We start from the raw sequence: 21,571 nt of genomic DNA, 5'->3' as shown, positions 1-21,571 counted from the left end.
TTTGTATGTCTATACATCACTCTGAACACAGGGATTATCAAGTTAATTGTCGCCCTTAATTCCTTTATAATTGAAATTGCCCTTCTTGATTTCCTCATGGTCAGCTTTTACCGCTTCACCATAGTCATTTCGCTTGGATTCCCTATCCTTACAGCTTAAGCAAATGCAATCGGTATTGTACATGGACATGATCCGTCCGCCTTTCAAACTACCGCCACAGCGGTCACAGTGCCTTTGTGTGAAGAATTTATTCATTCGGTTCAATCACCTTTCTAAAGGCTCCGCTTCCTTCAAGATTTTGCAAGAGTGCTTTTCTCGTGGTTTTGTATTCAGGTCCATTCATTCCGAGTCTTATCAGCCAAGTCCTAAAGGCATATTTCGGATTGTCATCCTGAGCTCGTTTGAAAGTTGCTCGCTTTTGCTTTTTGGCATTTTGGTTGATGAATGCGGCGAGGTCTTGAAAGGCTGCAATTTTCTCTGAATTCAAGTTTTGCGCTGCTAGTTTGATAGTGAAGGTTTCATTTTCAAAATTGAAAGCTAAACCTGGGATCCTCTGAACTCCAAGTTCATCAAGTGTCTTCTTAAACTCCTCAAAGGTACTCGATTCTTTTTCACCCAAAGCCTCTGGTAAGGTTTCATCCATCAGCGGCTCGTTTGTTTCAAACGCCATCATGATCAGGTGCTGTTTGCTATAAAGCATGTTTACTAGATTTCTTAATGTGTTTCCGTTGTGACCCTCAAGCGGGATCGTTACCTCAATCCCATCCAAATCAAGAACCGCTGGCTGTTCCTCACCTGTTTCTTCTTCAGGCTCTGGCGGATTTGTTATCTCTTCAAAGGTTTTCACTTCTCCGGCTGAGTTTGTAATCGCGCCCTGCCTGTCAATGGTGTAAATTTCATCCTCGGTTATAATTTCGTAGGCAAAGGTTGGAACGTTTAGATACTTGGGTTTCACTCCTAAAAATTCTCCTAGCTTTTTTACCATTTCTTTTCGATCCATTTTCACTACCTCCTGTGTTTTGGTGTAGTACATATATCACTCTAAACACAAGGAATAGCAAGTCATTCCTGATCAAAATGCGTATATTTATAGTCCAATAGAAAAAGGCCCCTTATGGCCCCACTCTAGTCGTTTTCAATTGCTGTGTATCTTGGATAACTGTAACCTTCGCTGTTTACTAAAACTGTTTCACCAGTTTCTTTATTGATGACTCTAATGCATCGAGCCTCTCTATCCGTATTCACTCCGCCATCTTCTCGTGTGATCCAAGGTTGGTCGTTAAAGAAGTCTCTTGCAAAGTTATGAAAATCCTTATCCTCTAACTCCACTTCTTTTGTTACGATGTATGTTTGACCTCCCTGTCCTTGCTTAATGGCTGATTCCGTAATTTCCTTAAGCTCCGCTAGATTACTAACTTTCCTTCCAAACAATGCTTTGTGACTCATACCAATTCAACCTCCTATGTTTTGTTAATACATATATCACTTAAAACATAGAAAATAGCAAGTTCATCAAGCACTTTCATTCCCTAAAATAGAAACAGCCGCCTTATCAAAGTGGCGACTGCATTTTTCATATACTATTTTTTTAATCCATACCGGAGCTTCAGGAGCATCATTAAGCCTCCCAAATTCTCCGAACATTAATTTTATCCCTTCATTTCTTGCTTGAACTGCTTCAATAAAGTGGTGAAAGTACCCTAAGTGAATATCATGTTGAGAAACTTTTATCCTCGCCCGATACTTTCCTCTTGGTTGATAAAAGCTTACACCGGTTACACCTGAAGTGTTATTTACTTGCAGGGGTTGATTACATTGATTTTGTTGATGAGTACATATCCTTAGATTGCTACGACAATTATTCAGTGGATTTAAATCAATGTGATCCACTTCAAAGCCTTTAGGTGGGTTAAGGAGAAACTGATGAAGTTGTTGCCCTTTACAATCAGTAACATAGATTTGACTTGATGATTGTGATTTTCTATTTGGGTACCACGTTTTAGACTTAATTTTATGATAATCATTCTTATCAAATAAAAACTCGATTCCACCTGTCATCATACCAACCATCGTTTTTCCATCTTCTAATAGACGAAACTTGTTATCCTTTCGGCAACCACAAGATTTTGTCTTTCCACTTAATAGATTACTGGCACATACATCTCTTTCCCTACCACAAGCACATTTGCACCGGAAATATCGGTATCTGTTTTTCCTTGGAAGTTCGTAAAGAATTGTCCACTTGCCAATTACACTACCTGGTTTAGCATCCACAATCACACCTTCCCCCTAAAAAAAAATTATTCTACCCTTCCCTAACAACTTCTTTCACTAGATCGGAATAAGGAATTTTCATTCCATCCCTTTCAACAAATACTCCTTCATCGGAGCCGGTAAACTCTACATATCTACGTAATGCCACGCTGACATATTTCTCATCCAAATCCATACCAAAACAAATTCTGTCAGTCTGCTCGCATGCAATCATGGTAGACCCAGAACCAAGGAAAGTATCCATAACAATTCCGTTCACTTGGGATGAATTCTTAATTGGATATGCTAATAGTCCGAGAGGCTTTTCTGTTGGATGACTCTCATTCTTTTTCGGTTTATCATAATTCCAAACAGTTGTTTCTGACCGACCTGTGTACCATTTATGTTTACCACCCTTTAGCCATCCGAAAAGAACCGGTTCATGGATCCAGTTATAAGGGCTTCTGCCAAGCACCAATGAATTCTTTTTCCAAATACAAACACCACTTAAATGAAATCCTGCATCTACAAATGCCCTTCTAAAGTTTAGGCCTTCAGTATCTGCATGAAATACATAAATAGAAGCTCCAGCATCCATGTTCTCGGCCATACTTTTAAATGAAGCCAAGATAAAATTATAGAACTCCTCACCTTTGAGATTGTCGTTTTGAATAGTTAACCCCGTTCCACCTGTATAAGAGACACCATATGGCAAATCAGTAACAACCAGATTCACCTTCCTACCAGCTGTAAGTTGGGCTACGTCTTCTGAATTTGTAGCATCACCGCACATTATCCTGTGCCTACCGACAGTCCATATATCACCACGTTTTGCAAATGCCGCTTCTTCCAGTGCCTTGGTTAAGTCAAATTTATCGTCTTCTTGGACGTCCTTATCATGAACATCACTAAATAACTGATCAATTTCTGGTGGCTCAAAACCTGTAAATGAAATATCAAAGTCCGCTGACTGTAAATCCTTAATGAGGTCAGCTAGAAGTTCCTTATTCCATTCCCCACTGATTTTATTCAGAGCAATATTGAGTGCCTTTTCCTTTGTCTTATCAATGGCAATGACTACACAGTCGATTTCTGTATAACCTAAAGTCTTTAAAACTGTAATACGCTGATGCCCACCAATAACCGTCATATCTTTGTTAACGATTATTGGTTCTACATAACCGAATTGCATGATACTGTTTTTAATCTTTTCAAATTCACTATCTCCAGGCTTTAGTTTTTTCCTTGGGTTATAGCTAGCCGGAACTAAATCTTCAATGGGCAGTTTTTTAAATTCCATCTACTTCACTCCAAAATCTAGATTTGATATAACAATCATGGCTGCAGAACTTTCGTTTCTTATTCCCGTAGCAACTGAACTCTTTCTCACAATGCGGACAGGTATAGTTGTAAATAGCTGTTTCATTTTTATTTCGTGCCTGAGGATTTTCTTTCCACCACTTCCGGCGACATTCATCCGAACAGAACTTCCGAGTCCTTCCACGACCTTTTTGGTTAATTGGGTTCCCGCAGCAAGTGCAGAGTAGATGATTGTTCATTTGCTCTTTCACATTTAATGCAACAGCTCTGGAATCACCAGCAAGTCCATTCCTTTTACAAAAACCACGGATGCTATCTCTGGATTTCCCCAAGACAGCTGCAATGGCTTTGTATCCCACTCCTTTAAGCCGAAGATCATATATCGTCTGTTTTTCTACATCATTCATCTCTCACACCCCTTTCTGCGTAACCCGTATTGTAAATAGCAACAAAAAAACGCCTTAATCAGCTATTTTTCAAGTGATTACTGGCGTTTAGCTATTATTTCTAATTTAATTAAAAAAGTTGCTTCAACCCTAGTATCCATAAGGCTTGAGCAGTTTTTGTACTACTTCTTAAATAAAACCTCTTCGCAAATTCAAAAATAGTTGTAACCCTTGCGCCTATTGAGGTTTAATATCTTTTCCAACCTTTGAGGGATACCCCCCTTATTTAATTCCGCGAAAATTCGCGTGAAGGGGGCGCGCGGTCGCCATATAAATGGTTGTAGAGATTTTACCTCCCCTAGGGGGGCGTTAGAAATTGTAAACTGGATACTGATCTTCTGTTCTTGTCTTTCTGTCGTGGCATCTCTTACACAATGGTTGCCAGTTGCTTTCATCCCAGAACAGTCTCTGGTCTCCTCGGTGAGGTTCAATGTGATCTACTACCGTTGCTTGAGTCAGCTTTCCTTTCTGTTCACATCGTTTGCAAAGAGGGTGAGCGTTTAAGAATCGTTTGCTCGCTTTCCTCCAGCGGTTATCATAACCACGATCGGTGGCGTTTGCTCTATCATCTACATGAAGCTTTGCATGAAACTCACAGTACTTGTCGTCCGTTAACAAAGGACAACCGTTATGTTTGCAAGGCTTCTTTGGTTTCGTTGGCATTGCTCTCAACTCCGTTTAATCCAATTAAAAAAGCCCCGAAGGCTCGTCCTCCAAGGGCTGTTGTTTATTCTACTTCTACAGTTTATACTCTAGCACATTTACAGGGTGGCTTATAATGGCTTTTCATGGCCTCTTTTAAATTTAACGATTAAAAAGTTATCCACATAGAAGTGTGAATATTTTGTTAATAAGTAGTATTCTTTACAACAAATGCATAGAAAAACCCTTAAAGGTTCCATCCTTCAAGGGCACTTTGTGTACTCTATCTTTTTCATATGCATTCCACCGATTTGTTTTCTAATCGTCCTGTTGCTTCTTTCAACGCTTTCCGATGCAACCGATAAACCCAACGCACATCATAACCCATGATGACAGCTACTTCTTCCCATGTACTACCGCTAAGATATCGTAGTTCAAGTAGTAAACGGTGTGAGGAATTCTCCATTTCGGATACAAAAGTTGCCAACTCACGTTTTAAATCAATCAATTGATCAACGTCATTATTGATTTCTTCTTCGAGACTCATTAACTTAACAAGAGCAGTTTCCATCGGAGATTGCTGTTTTGTACTTTGAACCTTATCATCCTGAAGGACGGATGTTGTTTTTAACGCAAGGTCTCGTAACATGGAAACCTGTTCTAATTTACTGTTTATTCTTTGGTCAAGCTGAAAAGCCTGGGATAAGTATTCTTTAGCATCCATCATCGATTCCTCCCGTCTTTACGATCCATGTAGCAATCCCCTTTTATATCGATTCATTCTCGCTTTTACCGCTTCAATGAGAGCGGCTTGGCTCACATCTTTATCATCCAACGCTTTCATTACTCGTTCATCAATCGTGTCTTTTGCAATGATGTGATGAACCACGACTGTTTGTTTCTGGCCTTGTCGCCACAATCTTGCATTGGCTTGCTGGTAAAGTTCAAGGCTCCAGGTAAGGCCAAACCAGATGATAATGTTCCCACCAGTTTGAAGGTTCAGTCCATGACCAGCTGATGCTGGATGAGCTAGAAGAACTTGAACTTTCCCTTGATTCCAATCCTTAATATCTTGATCTGTTTGAAGGGGCCTCGGCTTTAGTTTCTTTAAATGATGTAAAAGCCTTTCCTTGTCATGCTGATACCCATAAAACACAAGCACTGGCTTTCCGCCTGCTGATTCAATTAATTCATCCAAGGCTTTTAATTTTTCATTATGAATAGGCTTTACTTCTCCAACTTCATCGTAAACAGCGCCATTAGCCACTTGTAATAACTTATTGGCTAGGACTGCAGCGGATCCAGCTAAGACATCGGATTCTTCAATCGATAAAATCAGTTCCTTTTCTAATCGGTCATATTGCTCTTTCACCTTTTTCGGTAATTCCACTGGTATCACATTGTCGATTCTTTCAGGTAACTCAAGATAATCCTTGGACTTCATACTCACACAGATATCAGAAAGTTTTCCATAGATTGCATCTTCCGCACCTTCTTTTAACTTCCAAGTGTAGACGAGCATTTGATTTCGTTTATCAGGAAGAAAGTATTTCTCTCGGTAACCTGTGACTGTTTTACCCAATCGCTCTCCACCATCGAGTAAATAAATCTGTGGCCACAGATCGATTAATCCATTCGGTGCTGGTGTTCCAGTAAGTCCAACCATCCTTTTAATAAACGGCCTCACCTTTTTTAATGATTTGAACCGCTGGGCCTTTGAAGATTTAAAGCTAGATAACTCATCGATAACGACCATGTCAAACGGCCAATCTGAATCAAGTCGTTCTACAAGCCAAGTAACGTTTTCCCTATTGACGATGTAGATGTCAGCCTTTTTATATAAAGCGGCTACCCTTTGCTTTTCGGTGCCAAGCACTTTTGAAATTCGAAGGTCTTTCAAATGGTCCCACTTTTCTATTTCTTCCTCCCAAGTAGTGCTTGCTACTCGAAGCGGGGCAATGACAAGAACCTTTGCCACATCGAAGTAATCATACATAAGTTCCAAAATCGCCGTTAAAGTTGATACTGATTTTCCCATCCCCATTTCAAGAAAAAGAGCTGACTTCTTTTTGTCGATAATCCACTGGGTCGCATATGCTTGATAATGGTAAGGTTGATATTTCATCAAACCATCTCCTCTAGCATTCGATCAATCGCCTCATAGCTATCAATCATATAAACCTTAAAACCAAGTGCATCTAACTGCTTCTTCCTTTTTCGTTGCAAAGCTCGTAGCTTCTTAGCTGGTGCCTTTAATTCCACAAAAGCAACTTTTGAACCGTTAAAGAGTACCAACCTGTCTGGCACACCTGCAAAACCAGGTGATACAAGCTTTAATGCTAGCCCACCATTTTCCTTCACTTTCTTTTTTAGCCTTTGTTCTACACTTGCTTCATTCATCTATCGGTCACCCCAAAATTTATTGTTTACGTCCAAAACCCTGTATCCACAAGGCTTTAACTCCTCTTCGTAAACAAGTAAACGTAAAATTAGTTAAGCTATCATATAAGCGTATTAGAGGGTGTAGGGTATATATAATATTCTCTATACTCTCTATTTCTTCTTATATAGATATATATGTTTATCATGTTTACAAGGTATATAGAGTAAGAAAGACAAGAGGTTTGATGTAAACAATAAAAGTTTATAAAAGTTTACTTGTTTACAAATTTTCTCTTTTAAATCCTCTTTGTGTCCCATAACTATTATCAAATCGAATGGAACTAACTCTTTTCCAACCAGACGTGTGTTGGATTATCATATTAATTTCCTTCGAATCATATCTGGTCATGATAGATACATCTTTTTGGAATAATTCTTCCCACACCATCTGGGCACAGACCTTATTCAATTTCATTTTTGGATTTGAGTCGTCATCGGGATGGTCCATATGCAAGTAGGTTCTTCTCATACCAATATCGAGTTCATACCAATTTGTAGGAACCTCGGTTTCTAAATACGTTCTAATGCTTTCTGCAATCGGATTTTCTTGTGTATGGGCAGCTTGAAGTTCACGAGCTTTTTCTTCGATGTCTTTGCTTAATGCTAAGGTCTCTCCCTTTTCATACAGGACCTTTGCCTCCGCCCATATTTGGTCTACTTCATCATCTGTTAAACCATTCCACATGTTTTTACTCCCGCCGCCATTAACCGTTATAGGTAGGAAGCGACGATTTCCTGTTGGATCATTTAAAAAGTCATAATCATTGGTTGTTCCAAAGAACACGCACTGCCGTTTGAATGTTTCATTATGCCTTCCATATGCGACACGAAAGGTATCCTCTGACTTTGAAATAAAATGCTTTACTGCCTCCACGTCTACCTTCTTCGTTGCCGTAAGTTCCGCCATTTCCAAAATCCATGCACCTTGAAGTTGTTCATAGGCTTCCTTACCCTTTACAGTAATCAGGGAGTCCGAGTGCCATTCTTTGCCTAAAAGCTTAATAATGTAACTCTTCCCAACACCCTGAGGGCCAACAAGAACCACACAGTAGTCAAACTTCGCACCTGGACGATAGATTCTTGTCACTGCTGCAAGCATAATTTTACGAGTAAACGCTCGGACACAGTCATTGTCATCAGCGCCAAGGTAATCGACCATTAAGGTTTCAATCCGATCTCGACCATCCCATTCAAGTCTGTTTAAATAATCTTTAATAGGATGGAAGGCATGATTGATTGCTACCTCACTCCATGCATCAGCAATAACACCCGCTCCTTTAATACCATAAATTGAATATAGATAATTACGTAGGCTGGCATCGTCCATGTCCGACCAATATTCACCACGTTCGACACTTCGCCAAGGTAGATTCCCTTTGATCACAACTCGATGGACAAAGTCGTTCATAGCGATTCGGTCTTTAAAAGCGGGATCATTTTCAAGTATAAGTATGACATTTGGAGCACTAGAGACGATGTTTCCCTTCTGGTCTCGTGTGAGTTCTACCAGCCACTCCATTTCCCCATCTTCAAAATCTTCTGCTGCAAGACTTAACTGTTCTTTACCTAATGTTAGTTTCACCTGTTTATCTTTTAAGGCTTCTTCCACCATAGCTTTATAGGAAGGCAGCCTGTTGATGGGTGTTCCTTCTTTCACTGTTTCATCTAAGTCACCAAATAAGTGAATACGAACTAAATCAAAAGCATTGCATAATCGCCCACCTATCGGGTCAGTTGAGTGATGAGAATAAGCAAAGTCACCATTTTCATAGATGACTAACCCACCAGCAGTGGAACCAGCTGAATACGTATATCGGTTTGGATCCTCGCAAGGAACGTAAACATCACTTAAATATTTATCAATCACATCGGTGACAGTGTAAGTTCGGCAAAAGGCACCGACCACACCTTCTTTGGTTTTGGGATCACCTTGTTTATCAGCCAACTTCTTTCGCTCATGAACAGTTCTTGAACTTTCTGGCCAATAAGAAGAGTCTTTCCAATCTGGGTATCTAGCAAGAACTGCATCAGCATCAATCCAAGGCTCGTCCAACACTTGAAAGACAAACTCACCATCTGATGATGTCGATGGCCAATACATTAATCGATGCACTTGATAGGTTGTATCATCGAAAAAATCAATCCCAAGATCAGCGGCAATTCTTCTTGCAATCGGCACATATTCATCTGCGGTAACTGGCCTTGATAATGGAATAACAAGCCTTAATCTCGGATTTTTCGAGTGATGTTTGTGGGTAGAATACATGGCGCACCCATAGCCAAACATGGTCTCAACAGATGCCCACAGGTCCCCTTTCACAAAATCTGCATCAAGGGACACGATTTGTCGCCAAACCACACTGTCATGCTTCCTTCTGCCACCCTTTAAGGTTCCACCAACAAATCCACCCACATCTTTTATTTCGTCTTGCTTTGATTTGGAAAGCTTTTTATATTCCTCGTAAGTTTCATGGGTTCGAACCGTGCTGCTTAACTTCTGAACAACCTCAGACCAAAGCAAATCTCTGTTTTTCCAAATTAGTTCTTTTCTGTTTCGTCCCGTTGCAATGGTGAGATTACCATCATGTTTTAGTTTGTGATCTTTTCTTTCACTGGGCTCTTTCACATCTACCAATCCTCCTGCGTATCACCTTACGAATGCCTTTTCTGGCTCCTTCCAAATCACCGGAAAGAGCCTGGCCTTTAAGTGTTTTAATGGTCTGCTTTGGTAGTACATCTCTATACTTTTTTAATTGGGATACAAATTTTACAGTTTCCATGTCAGCCAATCTCGACACGCCCCTGCTATGCAGATTTAGTAGAACGTTCAATTAACGGCACTAATCCTTTTTCTCTCTTAAGTAACTCATAAAGAAACAACCGTCCCTTTTGAGTCCAATAGGTGTGCATTACATTTCTTTCAGCATCAATGGCATGGGTTTTTGATTGCGTGTAGCCCATATCCGCATATTTTTGATAAAGCAGCCATGTTTTTCCCATTTTGAATTGAACGCCTACCTCATGAAGAATGGCATTCAGTTTTCTTGCAGATAGACCGTAATCCTTCGCAATAATGCTTATTGGTACAACCGATTTATTCTGAAGAACCAGATCATAATACGACGCTTTCGGCTGCAACTCACCGATAATTTGTTTCTGTTGGGCATTAGCAAGCTTTAGCTTTTTTGCTTCTTCTTTAGCTTCCTTATATTCCGTAAAAAGCTTAATACCAAGATCCGGGTTTTTAAGAATGTCATCAAGTAATGATTCGGAAGCGTACATTCCGTGTTTTCGGATATCTGGTAGCACTTCATCGAACACCCAATGTTCGAATTGCTCCGCTACCGGAAGTTGCGATTTCACAATCAAACGATAAAGATCACCTTCAGGGATGAAATTCTTCTGAATAACCTTTTTTTCGTTCTGCGGATGAGGTAGGTCGTGTTTCGCTACCCACCGGCAATGGCGTTTGATAGCATCTTTCGTATTGGAATAACCAAGCATCTTTGCACAATCCGTTGCAGGAAAATATACCTTACCATCCAACTCCATTACCTGTAACTTTCCAAAAACCTCATTTGAAACTACCTGTAATTTATTCATTATCAATTTCCTCCTGTTCAATTTAATCTTTCTTGTAATAGAAAGTTTCAAAGCTATCCGCACCTAACGGAAGTCCGGGTGCCCATTCAACTGGTTGTCCCATTAATTCTTCAACATGTTCCAAGGAGCCCGTCCCAATTGGTACATCAAGAACCACTTCATCATGGACATGAAAATTTATATGATATCCCGCTTCATCCAATCGAATCATGGAAACAGCAAGACAATCTCTTGCAATCGCCTGAATAATATTCTCCGTCAACTTCCCTCCATATGTCGGGATCCTTCCCCACTGCTTGGAACCTTGCTCCGTTCCTTCATAAGTTAGTTGTTCTTTACCAAACCGCTCATCAATCCCGATTCTAGGCCTGACATAAGCAAGAGAACGCCCAGATGGTAACTTGATAAATAAAATCCCTTTGGTGTAATGGAAAGTCAGTCCATACTGCATCTTCACTACTGCTTTTTCTTTCACAGCTTTAATAGCTGCCGCTTCAACTCCCCACCAAAGCTTCACGATGTTCGGATTCGCCTCACGCCATGCAGAAACTAACTCTGGAAGTTCATCTTCAGTTAGTCCCATTTCTATAGCTCCCATTTGCATCAATGCCCCTTTAGAGCCACCGTAGCCAAGGGCCAACTCAGCAATTTTCCCTTTCTGCCTAAGCGGGCTACCTTTATCGATGGTTTCAATGGGCACTTTGAACATCTGTGCAGCAGAGGCTTCATAAATTTTTCCGTGGGATTGAAACACATCCATTCGCCAACGCTCTCCTGCCAGCCACGCGATTACTCTCGCTTCAATTGCTGAGAAATCAGCAACAATAAAACGGTGGTCTTTCGATGGAATGAACGCAGTTCGTATTAATTGCGATAAAACGTCAGACACACTTTCAAAAAGAAGTTCTAGGGTTTCATAGTTTCCAGATTTCAATAGATCTCTTGCAACCTGTAAATCATTTAAACTGTTTCTTGGAAGGTTATGAATTTGAACAAGTCTACCCGCCCAACGTCCTGTGCGATTCGCTCCGTAGAATTGGAGTAGTCCTCTAATTCTTTGATCAGGACAAATGGAACGTTCCATGGCTTCATACTTTTTCACTGATGTTTTGGACATTGCTTGTCTTAATTCCAACAGCCGCCTGACTTCCGGGTTTTCCACTTCACCCATTAGAGCTTCCACATCTTTCTTGGTAAGACTATTAACTACTAACCCTTGTTTTAACAACCAACCTTTGAGCTGCGCTGGACTATTCGGATTCTCGATTCCTGTTAAACGCACAGCTTCTTCAAAGAGCTCATCCTGAGATGCCTTATCTGCCTGAATCGCATTAGTGACTAAGTTATCATCAATAAGAACACCTTCATCATTGATTTTTTGGTCCAACTCCCAAAGCTTCTGTTCGACATTGGGAATTGGGAATGAATCTAGCTTCTTCCGAATTTGTCTTTCAACCTCAACGTCCTGCTTACAGTAATCCTTAAAAGTAGCCCATTTATCCAAGTCATGTTCTGGCAGATTACGAGTTCTTCCTCCGTTCACTTTGGTAGGTTTACAAGGAACAGAAAAGTAACGAATTAAGGCTTTCCCTTCCTTCATTTTCTGTTCTTGTAATCTGAGACATTTTGCTACTCCATCAAGGTAACCAGGTAAGCTAAGCATTAAAGCATGAACTGATGAGCACCGCCATTGTTCAGGCGGCATCGGTTGATTAAAATACTTGGCTAAACATGTTCTTTCAAAATTTGCATTATAAGCTGTTTTTATGACTGTTGGATCAAACATTGCTTTCACAATATCATTTGGTATCTTTTCATCAGAAGCTAAGTCAATAATCTGAACATCTTCATCATCTACCGCATAGGCAAAGAGGAGAACTTCAAAATCAGCTGATTCACAGTACGCATAGACCCCTGTTTTAATAAGGTCTATGCTACTGTATGTTTCTATATCAACGGCTAATAGTTTCATAGATATCAACCTAAAATATCATCATCTTCACTATCATCAGAAAAGTCAGCTTCAGCACTACTACGTCCGCCAAGCGGCTCTCCATCATCTGTCTTCATAATGTTTTGAAGCCCTGCAGCAATCCCGCGATTTCCATTTACATTGAAGCCATAAAAGGTTAAACTTACTCGTCCATAGCAGCCGGAATAAAACTCACTTTGGTCCATGATTGGATTTAACTCAGCATCGACAATCCCTGGTTTTATCTTGCTGTTGGCATTAATGAAATAGGAATCTGCATAAGCCTCGTCATCTTCACGATCCACATCACCATCACGCAGAGGTGTCTTTAGATTTGAAGGCACCTTACCACCAAACTTGTCCTTATTTTCTTGAGTGGCTTTTTGAATCGCATCTTTTACTTTCTTAATTGTTGCCTTATCTGATTTTGGGATAATGATACTTACTGAATACTTAAGGTCACTTCCATTAACGCTGACTGCTTGATGTACATTTGCATAACTGAACCGTACTGGGTTATCATTTGTTCCAATCGTAATTTTTACCATGATTTATTTTCCTCCTCGTTATTGAAAATCCACTTCTGGTGAAGCTTTTATTTCCGGTCGCTTGTCCTCTTCTGGCACGAGCTTTACTTTCCCCGGCGCTTTTGTAATGAGAGAGCCAAGCAACTCTTGGAATGTCTTTTTACCAAGTTCTTTTTCCAGTGTTGTAATCGTATTAAGTGATTTCTTATAGATCACATCACTGCCGTATCCTGCAGTAGTAAGTGCTTCAACTATTGCATTTTCATCACTATATTTACGGCTGCCTCTGCCTTCGACCAATTTCATTCCTGGCCACTGCTTGTTTTCATCCATTGCCATGTTTAAAGCATATTCTTGTACATCTTTTGCCCAGCTCATCAGCTGATCCATAGATGTTAAAACTTCTACTACTTCGTCATCCTTCAGTAACGGTGGTTTCTGAAAATCCATACAGGCCAGTTTCAGATTTTCTTCCGCTCTCGCTCTACAGGTCGCTTTCACCTTGCAAAAACGGCAATGCTCGCCGGCCATGAAGTCACCTTCACCCTTAAATGCTAATTCCGCCCTTGGCTTGACTACTGTTTCTGCCCATTCCAATAATTCATCGACTTTCATTTCATCCGTGGAGATATTGTCTAATCTGGGTTGCACAACGGTCATCAGTATTTTCTGAGTATCATAGAGTAGACCAAAGTTGTTTAATGCGCCCAAAGCGTACAGTCGCATTTGTGGATTATCAACTGCTGAAACCTTGACACCTTTCCCACCCTTAAGGTCAATAACTTCTAATCTATCACCATAAATCAAAATAATGTCGCCCGTACCGAAAGCAGCTGGAACCCAAGGACTAAAATCTACTTTTTCCTCAATAAGGATGAGTGGATCCTTGCTAGTTGCCTTAGCCTCATTCATTTTTTCAGTTGCAAAATCAACATAAGTTTGTACAGCTTGTTCGATTTCTTCGTTATAAAATTCATTTTGTTTCATCTGCTTCAGCTTTTTGTTCAACTGAGCTTTTGTTATCTGCTTTAATTTGTATGACAAGTAAAGTTCTGACAGCTCATGCATGAATGTACCTTCTTTAGCAAAAACACTTGTTGTTTCTTCATACTGCTCTGACAGCCGAACACTTGGTGGACAAGCTAACCAGCGACTCGCACCGGAGGCACTTAAACTTGCATGGGCTCTTTCTGAATGGTTCATAGAATAGTAGGAACCTCCTTTTAAAGCTTTTCCGCATCTTCTAATAGTTCAGGATACTTATCCACTGGGATATCACTTAGTTTTTTTGCACCAAATCCCGTAATCAGCTCTTTCACTTGTACCTGTTTTCCATCTTGAGAAAGCGCTGCAAGTTTTGCCCTGACATCCTCCAAAGTAGGTAGCTTAGCTTTCGAAGGTTTTGGTGATTTCTTTGATTCCTTGTTTTCTATCGTTTCCTTTTTCTCAACAGGCGCTCCAGATTCAGATTTGTTACTTTCTAATGCAAATACTAATGTTTCAATACTACCTGCTAGATTTCGTAAGTCAGTCACTACATCAATAGCGAGTTTCGTTTTGCTCATTTGCTTTTTCTCCCTTCTTTTCATTTTGTTCATCAAGTTGGCTTAGCCGATTCGCTAGTCTTTTAGAAACAATGCTGATAGCTGTAAGGACGCCAATCATTTCTTCCTGTATGACTTTGTTGCCCTCTTTTGGCTTAACTTGTGTTGCCAATTAAAGGTCACCTCCTTGTGATTAATAATGTCCTTCACTTATTAGCCAACGGGGAGGGTGGTTTGGAAACCAAAATTACAAAAAATATTTTCTTCAATACAGAAACCAACATTAGACAATCACAGCACCACCTTTTCTACACATAAAGAGCACGCTTTTTACAGCTTCTCTCTTTTGGAAAAATGGATACTATAGTTCAATAGTTAACTTTGTGATAAAATGTTAATTTGTAAGGTATATCCAAATGGCCACTTGTCATGTTCCTTACAAGTAAAATAGTACGATATGAAACAACCAAAGTACTTAATCTCAATTTGACCCTTTTTTGACCCGTTTTTTTCTGAACACAGAAAGGAGGTTGCTGATGAAAAGGCTAACTTTTGCAACATATGTAAAAAACCTGCAAACAGGTTTGCAGGCGCCAAATGGGAATAAAGATGTAGTTGAATTGCTGCTATTACCAATTACGAGCAAAGATACAGTAAGGAATCAAAATGGTAGCCATATTGACATAAATGATACATTCGTCAGTAATCTCTTAAAGCAGAAAAAACCGGTTCCGGATGCAATAAAAAGTGCTTCAGCTGATCCTAAAGTCATATCTGAAACACATTCTTATTTTGATAGTGATATTTTGCCTTACTTAAATCCTCACACTAAAGAGGACATGTTAGAGAATCTAACAAGGATTATTAAAAATAGTGATGTCTCAGTAAAAAAACAGGATGAACTACTATCTAAATATTCTTCAGGAGATACCGCGGAGTTTCTAGCCGACTCTTTTCTATACGCCTTGAATTTACCAAATACTGTGATAGATGCACCGGTAGATGAGAATGACTTCTATCTTCTCTCAGAAGCGCATCACACATGTCCTCAATGCGGCAATCAGTTAGTTAAGACTAAAAATGATATTTCCTTAAAAGAATATGAGATCGTCAACATTTACCCAACCAATTTAACTAAGAAAGAAGCCGCTATTTTTGAAAATGTAAGAAAACCTAGTTCAAATTTGAAAAGTAATGCAAATAAAATACCACTGTGTCTAACCTGTGCTAATGAATACACTGCGCACCGAACTCCTGAGGAATGTCAAAATCTTATTTATAAAAAAGATTCCTTGGTCCGCAATTATAAAGCAATGGAAATCACTGAAGGTATTTATTTAGAAGAGCAAATTGAAAAAGTTCTTCGACAAATATCCAGTGCTGATTTGTCTTCTGCTTTCGAGCAATTAAGTTATAATGCTCTCAAGGTTAGAAGCAAAATAACAACGGATAATGTGCCATTAATTCTTAAGACTGAAGCGTATGTTCTTGGTTATCATAACTTTATTGAAACGACTTTTGCAGAGCTACAAAGAGAAGGCATTCTCGATTTCGAGGAAATTGCAATGACCGTTAGGTTATGCTACAAGAAATTAGCCAAACAAGGTCTATCACAGGAGGAAGTCTGCAATCATCTTACAGATTGGTTCAAACAAACTGCAAATACAACATTTATTTCAGCTTGTGAGGTAATTGTTGCATTCTTCATCCAAAATTGCGAGGTGTTCGATGAAATTACCCAATAAAGTAATCGCTTATCAAGAAAGTATTATTGCGAAATTCCCTTTAGTACTTTCTATCCTAAAGCAGGGTGATTTATCTATAGGGGATTTATACATGAAGATCAAATCTGAAGTAAGCGATGTAGGCGAATACTTAGAGATTTTAGATAGTTTATATGCATTAAGGAAAATTGACTTCATTGAAGAAACGGAGGCGCTACATTATGTTGATTGAAGTCAGATGCGATGAGTTTAAAAGTCATGGAGAAATTAGACCTCCGATTAAATTACATAAAGGATTGAACACTGTCATTGGTAGTAAGACTGGGTCCAATTCTATTGGTAAATCAACCTTTTTAATGATTCTTGATTTCATATTTGGTGGGGACGATTATATAAAAAAATCTACAGACGTGTTAAAAAACGTTGGAACTCATAAGATTTATTTTACTTTTGAGTTTTCTGGTATTATGTACTACTTCTATCGTTCAACTGATAATCACCAGGAAGTAGTACAGTGTAATGATAACTACATGCCTGTGGAATCCATGCCTATTGGGGCTTATCATGACTTCCTCTTCAATCACTATGGAATAGATTTGCCACTTACATCATTCAGGGGCGTCATTAGCAGATATTTCCGTGTGTACGGAAGAGATAATCTTTCAGAGAAAAAACCTTTGAATATTGTTCCTAATGAAAAGACTGAAGATGCCATTCGAGAACTCATGAAGCTTTTTAATCTATATTCTACCCTTGCAGATTTGTTAAAAGTATATAAGAACAGTAAAAATGAACATTCCACATTTAAGAAAGCACAATCATTTGATTTTATACCACGTATAACAAAAAGGAAGTATATACAAAATGAAAAGCGGATTCATGAATTAGAAAAAGAATTAGCATCTATGGCGGACGAGAATAATAATGCTCTTTTGGGGATTGATTCTCAAGAAGCCGATGAAATTTCTAGTATCAAAGGACATATAACCATATTAAAAAGACAACGTTCTCGTCTAATGTCTCAACTAAATGCTATGCGGGCTGACTTACGCCCTGAAATAAAGCAATATGGTGCAGACTTTTCAAAATTAGCAAATTTCTTTCCAGATACGAATTTAAGAAAACTAGAAGAAATTCAACAATTTCATAAAAATATATCCGGAATATTACAATCAGAATTCGAAGAGAATCAAGCAAAGTTACAATCAATGATTGATTTAACAACCAATGATATTAATTCGTTAGAAAAACAAATTATTGAGTTGGGAGATACTGCAAAGCTATCAAAAGTTGTTCTTGATAAATATTCAGCAATTGATAATGAGCTTAAGACTTTAATTGCTGAAAATAACTCTTATGATAAACTGAACACGTTGAAGACCACGGAAAAAAGTTACAAAGAAAACTTGGATAATTTACAACAAGAGTTATTAATTGAACTGCAAAATGAGATAAACATCCAAATGGAAAAGATAAATGATAAGATATATGACGGAGAGAAAAAAGCCCCTATCCTCAATATTCCGAATGCTAGTAACTATACGTTTATGACCCCAGATGACTCTGGAACAGGAACTAATTATAAGGGTATGATTGTGTTTGATTTATCCGTATTAAGATTAACACCACTACCCGCAGTTGCTCATGATTCATTTATTCTGAAGCAGATAGGTGATACTCCCTTCGAAAACATCTTAAAAATATATTCTTCTTATGAAAAGCAAATTTTTATCACTATTGACAAAGAAGATTCCTATTCGGAAAAGGCACAGGAAATGATGGAGAGTACTTCTGTTCTTCATTTATCAGAAGGTGGTAATGAATTATTTGGCTGGGCATGGAATGAAAAAAACGCAAAAAGACCAGGTTTTTAAACGTAGACCTAGTCTTTTTCCACTTATTAATACTATAGCAATAGTCGAGGCTTTATAATCTTCTTACTGCTCAGTATTTGGTAATGTAGTCTTCTCGAATCCACGATAGTGGTTTAATTACTTCACTAATTTCCTTATCAATGTTACAATATCATCCTTTTTCATCTGCTTTTCAAAGGATACGTTAAGTCCATCTTCCTTTAAAGTTTCAAAGAACTCTTTTGCTGATTTTATTCTCATTTTTTCTTCGTCTCTTAATCCACTATCTTTTTTTACGTCTTTTGTCTCGACAATGAAATTAATAATATGCTCACCACTTGGTTTCTTCAATACATACATAAAATCAGGACTAGTGGTTCCACCATAGTATAAAGGAACTCTTATACTACTCCTCGGTATTTTTCCAAAAACAACAACTTCATCAATATTACTGTTCTCAATTGTCTCACGTTCTTTTGGCGAATCATAAATAAAGCTATCATATAGAAATTTCGATGGTACTGATAGACTATCTGAACGCATTATTCCTACAGAGCCTTGTGGTATGACTTCTTTTACATTGCCATCGATATCAGTTAAAGTGGTTTCTGTAGTACTTACCTCAAGCTTTTTATAGCTGAATTTTTTAATAAAACTTGATTCCAGCCATTCTTGAAATTTTGCAATGAAATTTTGTAAGGTAGTCTTATTGAATAACTTTGTATTAATCGTACTCTTTGAGTTGTATTCCACGATTTTTCTGTGCAAGATCTTCATAGGAATGCCTGTTGCAGACTGTATTCGTCTTAGAAATTCACCATATGGCATTGTTGAATTTATTACATGGTATCCTGCTGTTGACTCTTTCATTTCAACTAGTCCATCTTCACCCTTTGTTGTCCGCTTTTCTTTTGCATGTATTAACTGCTCTTCAAAAATATTGCTCTCAAGAATCGCAGTTACCGCACTTCCCAATTCTTCATCGTCTATTTCATCTAGCATTAGATAATATTTTTGGTTAATTTTATCCCAGAGTTCTTTGATTTCAGAAAATCGCTCTTCTCGGATTTTTATCTCTCCAAGTTTTTTCTTGCTAGTGTCAATAACTTTGCCTTGTTGTAAGCCTGTGTTAAACTCTGGGTATTTATCCATCATTTCAAGACGCATATCTTCTATTATATTTTGATCCTTATCAACGTACCCCCCAATAAGTAGCTCTGCGAATAATACATTCTCATCCACGCCACGGTCTTTTGCCACTTTTGAGAGGACATCTCTGATTGAGGTAATCGTTTTTACATCAGCATTGATTTCATTAACCAGATTGTCTGCGAACTTTTTCTCTGAAAAATCGATGATATAGTTTAGGTAGAATTGCTCCCCGGAAATTCGATTCCCCAATTCATCAACCGGCAATCTGAGACCTCTGCCTACCTCCTGTAATTTACTTATTTCACTACCACTTGAACGGAGCTTAGCAATTGTAAATACATTAGGATTATCCCAGCCTTCTCTAAGTGTCCATTTCGAGAAAATAAACCTCATCGTATTCCATTGATTATCTTCACCCTTAAATGAAATCAATGATTCTTTGTCACGAAGAATTTTATCCACTTCTTCTTGAATATCTTCATCCGATTTTGAGTTGTCCTCTGAAAAATAACCACCGTTCGTTTTTTTAATATCCTTCAGTGAAGCTTCTAGATAATCTTTATAATCAAGTATTCTACGTGACATTTTATCTAGTTGGTTAATTTTACTTATTTCTTCTTTGAGCTTTTCTGTTAATAGTTTTTCAAAAGCTAGCCTGAGTTTTCCATCATTATTAGAACCTCTATATGAATAGATACTATCAATAAAGAATAGACTCAAGGTTTTTATTTTGTTTCCTCGAAGGAAGTTTTCTTTTTCTCTAATAAAATGAGCCTCTATAGCCTGTTTCATCATTAATTCTTGATAGGTCGTTCCATATATTGAAGAATAGATAATATCTCCAACGGTAATAACATGCCCATTGGAAAGAGTTAAGCCATTACTTACATCGCATTCATCACTTTTCCCAATACTTTCTACGCTAATTCCTGAGAATGATTCATCAATAATGCTCAAACTGTCTCCTGGTACCAAATCAAATGTTTTCTTAGTCTTTTCATTTCTAAATACACACGATTTTGGTCTATGAGAAACTTTCATTAATTTTATGTTGACATCATCAACGTCAGCATCTTCTAATGTTTGAACAGCAACACCCTTAACTAGCTGTTCATTAAACGCTTCGCATGCCCCAAGATTATAAACTAGATTATTATAATCCTTCTCTTCACTTTTTTCAGCATAAGGGAAAGTTGCCCCAAACCGAATAACACACTGAGGTTTAATTTTATCCGTAATACATTGATACGCTTTATTCTCTCTTTTGAATCTATGTGGTTCGTCTATGATAACAATTGGTCGTGTTTCTTCAATGGCTTTATAAGGCTGCGTAAATTCACCAAGAAGCGTTTGATCATAATCATCCTTTTCCATTGTAGCCTTAGACAATAGCATTTTATCAGTAGTAAGCAACACATGAATTCTGTTTTTCTCTAATCTAGTCCCTCTTGCATACTCAGCTATTGCGCTAGGGAACATTTTTCTCCCAGATGATTTATTTTTCTGTGCATTTAACACTTGAAGTTTTAATGACACATTCGGATAAATGTCTGCAAAATGCATCTTCGAGTAATTAGCTTCTATAAAATTCTTTGTCCCTTCTTTTATCGGTGTTGATGGAACAAGAAGAATAAATTTGTTAAATCCATACTGTTTATTTAATTCATACATAAGCCTTGTATATACATACGTCTTTCCGGTACCAGTTTCTAATTTTGCGTCAATTCCAAGAATCCCATCATCTACAGTCCTTTGCATACTTTTAGGAATTGGATTAAAATCCTCAATATCACCATTCCAAATGTCTGTAATGTTGGTGGAAATAGTCTCATCCTTCAAGTCTATAATTGGATTTTGATGAATTGCATTAACTCTAGAAATTTGAACATCTTTTAATACTTTACATATTGCATTGATAGCATTAGTTTGATGAGGTAAATGTTTTAATTGTATTTGCATATTAATACCTCTCAATCACTGTAATATTCTTGTTTTGTCTTAAGTTTGCTATGTTTTTCTTCAGCTCATGTGACTGATTAAATGGTAAGGAATACGGATAAACAACTACTCTTGAAATAAGTAATTCATTATTC

Annotated in this window: 23 protein-coding genes; 3 read left to right on the top strand and 20 right to left on the bottom strand. The window is 38.2% G+C overall.

The window, feature by feature from the left end; genetic code table 11:
- Window positions 1-42 precede the first annotated feature (42 nt).
- The 18 genes from ACH0QE_RS07760 to ACH0QE_RS07675 all read right to left on the bottom strand — a co-directional run bounded on the left by ACH0QE_RS07760 (window position 43) and on the right by ACH0QE_RS07675 (window position 14,921).
- Window positions 43-255 (bottom strand): hypothetical protein, encoded by a 213-nt coding sequence (locus ACH0QE_RS07760; protein WP_415800123.1) that lies wholly within the window; start codon window positions 253-255, stop codon window positions 43-45.
- Window positions 248-1,000, bottom strand: a complete 753-nt coding sequence (locus ACH0QE_RS07755; RefSeq protein WP_031536911.1) for a hypothetical protein — start codon at window positions 998-1,000, stop codon at window positions 248-250. The genes ACH0QE_RS07760 and ACH0QE_RS07755 overlap by 8 nt, the downstream gene beginning before the upstream one ends.
- 125 nt (window positions 1,001-1,125) lie before the next feature.
- Window positions 1,126-1,446 carry a DUF6329 domain-containing protein gene (locus ACH0QE_RS07750; RefSeq protein ID WP_415800122.1) on the bottom strand — a complete coding sequence of 107 codons (321 nt, stop codon included), beginning with the start codon at window positions 1,444-1,446 and terminating at the stop codon, window positions 1,126-1,128.
- 66 nt (window positions 1,447-1,512) lie between these two features.
- Window positions 1,513-2,280 (bottom strand): HNH endonuclease, encoded by a 768-nt coding sequence (locus ACH0QE_RS07745; protein WP_415800121.1) that lies wholly within the window; start codon window positions 2,278-2,280, stop codon window positions 1,513-1,515.
- A gap of 25 nt (window positions 2,281-2,305) precedes the next feature.
- The gene (locus ACH0QE_RS07740) at window positions 2,306-3,553 is read right to left on the bottom strand and encodes a site-specific DNA-methyltransferase (RefSeq protein ID WP_415800120.1); all 1,248 of its coding nucleotides are present in this window, start codon (window positions 3,551-3,553) and stop codon (window positions 2,306-2,308) included.
- A complete protein-coding gene (locus ACH0QE_RS07735) occupies window positions 3,543-3,980 on the bottom strand; it encodes a helix-turn-helix domain-containing protein (protein ID WP_415800119.1) in 438 nt (145 codons plus the stop codon). Before ACH0QE_RS07735 ends, ACH0QE_RS07740 begins: the two co-directional genes overlap by 11 nt.
- Window positions 3,981-4,328: 348 nt before the next feature.
- Window positions 4,329-4,682: an HNH endonuclease gene (locus ACH0QE_RS07730; protein WP_415800118.1), complete on the bottom strand. Its 354-nt coding sequence runs from the start codon at window positions 4,680-4,682 to the stop codon at window positions 4,329-4,331.
- Window positions 4,683-4,953: 271 nt separating this feature from the next.
- Entirely contained in the window at window positions 4,954-5,388 is a 435-nt protein-coding gene (locus tag ACH0QE_RS07725; protein ID WP_415800117.1) for a DUF1492 domain-containing protein, read from the bottom strand.
- 15 nt (window positions 5,389-5,403) lie between these two features.
- A complete protein-coding gene (locus tag ACH0QE_RS07720) occupies window positions 5,404-6,786 on the bottom strand; it encodes an SNF2-related protein (RefSeq protein ID WP_415800116.1) in 1,383 nt (460 codons plus the stop codon).
- On the bottom strand, window positions 6,786-7,061 hold the full coding sequence (locus ACH0QE_RS07715; protein WP_415800115.1) for a VRR-NUC domain-containing protein: 276 nt from the start codon (window positions 7,059-7,061) through the stop codon (window positions 6,786-6,788). Before ACH0QE_RS07715 ends, ACH0QE_RS07720 begins: the two co-directional genes overlap by 1 nt.
- A gap of 262 nt (window positions 7,062-7,323) precedes the next feature.
- Window positions 7,324-9,729, bottom strand: coding sequence for a VapE domain-containing protein (locus tag ACH0QE_RS07710; RefSeq protein ID WP_415800114.1), 2,406 nt, complete (start codon window positions 9,727-9,729; stop codon window positions 7,324-7,326).
- The gene (locus ACH0QE_RS07705) at window positions 9,713-9,892 is read right to left on the bottom strand and encodes a hypothetical protein (protein ID WP_415800153.1); all 180 of its coding nucleotides are present in this window, start codon (window positions 9,890-9,892) and stop codon (window positions 9,713-9,715) included. Before ACH0QE_RS07705 ends, ACH0QE_RS07710 begins: the two co-directional genes overlap by 17 nt.
- A 16-nt stretch (window positions 9,893-9,908) precedes the next feature.
- Window positions 9,909-10,706 carry a phage antirepressor gene (locus ACH0QE_RS07700; RefSeq protein ID WP_415800113.1) on the bottom strand — a complete coding sequence of 266 codons (798 nt, stop codon included), beginning with the start codon at window positions 10,704-10,706 and terminating at the stop codon, window positions 9,909-9,911.
- 22 nt (window positions 10,707-10,728) lie between these two features.
- Window positions 10,729-12,678 (bottom strand): DNA polymerase, encoded by a 1,950-nt coding sequence (locus tag ACH0QE_RS07695; protein WP_415800112.1) that lies wholly within the window; start codon window positions 12,676-12,678, stop codon window positions 10,729-10,731.
- A gap of 5 nt (window positions 12,679-12,683) precedes the next feature.
- The gene (locus ACH0QE_RS07690; RefSeq protein WP_415800111.1) at window positions 12,684-13,226 is read right to left on the bottom strand and encodes a DUF2815 family protein; all 543 of its coding nucleotides are present in this window, start codon (window positions 13,224-13,226) and stop codon (window positions 12,684-12,686) included.
- 18 nt (window positions 13,227-13,244) lie between these two features.
- The gene (locus ACH0QE_RS07685; RefSeq protein WP_415800110.1) at window positions 13,245-14,408 is read right to left on the bottom strand and encodes a DUF2800 domain-containing protein; all 1,164 of its coding nucleotides are present in this window, start codon (window positions 14,406-14,408) and stop codon (window positions 13,245-13,247) included.
- Window positions 14,409-14,428: 20 nt separating this feature from the next.
- A complete protein-coding gene (locus tag ACH0QE_RS07680; RefSeq protein WP_415800109.1) occupies window positions 14,429-14,770 on the bottom strand; it encodes an rRNA biogenesis protein rrp5 in 342 nt (113 codons plus the stop codon).
- Complete coding sequence (locus ACH0QE_RS07675; RefSeq protein ID WP_415800108.1) at window positions 14,745-14,921, bottom strand: hypothetical protein; 177 nt, start codon at window positions 14,919-14,921, stop codon at window positions 14,745-14,747. Before ACH0QE_RS07675 ends, ACH0QE_RS07680 begins: the two co-directional genes overlap by 26 nt.
- 364 nt (window positions 14,922-15,285) lie before the next feature.
- Between ACH0QE_RS07675 and ACH0QE_RS07670 the strand changes: the two genes are divergently transcribed.
- Genes ACH0QE_RS07670 through ACH0QE_RS07660 form a run of 3 tightly spaced genes read left to right on the top strand, consistent with a single transcriptional unit; the run spans window position 15,286 to window position 18,347 of the window.
- Window positions 15,286-16,494 carry an ABC-three component system protein gene (locus ACH0QE_RS07670; protein ID WP_415800107.1) on the top strand — a complete coding sequence of 403 codons (1,209 nt, stop codon included), beginning with the start codon at window positions 15,286-15,288 and terminating at the stop codon, window positions 16,492-16,494.
- The gene (locus ACH0QE_RS07665) at window positions 16,478-16,705 is read left to right on the top strand and encodes an ABC-three component system middle component 7 (RefSeq protein ID WP_415800106.1); all 228 of its coding nucleotides are present in this window, start codon (window positions 16,478-16,480) and stop codon (window positions 16,703-16,705) included. The genes ACH0QE_RS07670 and ACH0QE_RS07665 overlap by 17 nt, the downstream gene beginning before the upstream one ends.
- Window positions 16,695-18,347 carry a DUF2326 domain-containing protein gene (locus ACH0QE_RS07660; RefSeq protein ID WP_415800105.1) on the top strand — a complete coding sequence of 551 codons (1,653 nt, stop codon included), beginning with the start codon at window positions 16,695-16,697 and terminating at the stop codon, window positions 18,345-18,347. Before ACH0QE_RS07665 ends, ACH0QE_RS07660 begins: the two co-directional genes overlap by 11 nt.
- Window positions 18,348-18,464: 117 nt before the next feature.
- Here the strand turns inward: ACH0QE_RS07660 and ACH0QE_RS07655 are convergent, their stop codons facing one another.
- Both ACH0QE_RS07655 and ACH0QE_RS07650 read right to left on the bottom strand, forming a co-directional pair.
- Entirely contained in the window at window positions 18,465-21,437 is a 2,973-nt protein-coding gene (locus ACH0QE_RS07655; RefSeq protein ID WP_415800104.1) for a type III restriction-modification system endonuclease, read from the bottom strand.
- Window position 21,438: 1 nt separating this feature from the next.
- The gene (locus ACH0QE_RS07650) at window positions 21,439-21,555 is read right to left on the bottom strand and encodes a hypothetical protein (RefSeq protein WP_415800149.1); all 117 of its coding nucleotides are present in this window, start codon (window positions 21,553-21,555) and stop codon (window positions 21,439-21,441) included.
- Between the last annotated feature and the right edge of the window lie 16 nt (window positions 21,556-21,571).

Origin of the sequence: Mesobacillus sp., assembly GCF_047739415.1 — a bacterium.
In the GTDB taxonomy this organism is placed as follows: Bacteria; Bacillota; Bacilli; order Bacillales; family Cytobacillaceae; genus Mesobacillus.
The sequence above is the reverse complement of the archived record's forward strand: the minus strand, read 5'-3'. Positions and strand labels throughout refer to the sequence as shown.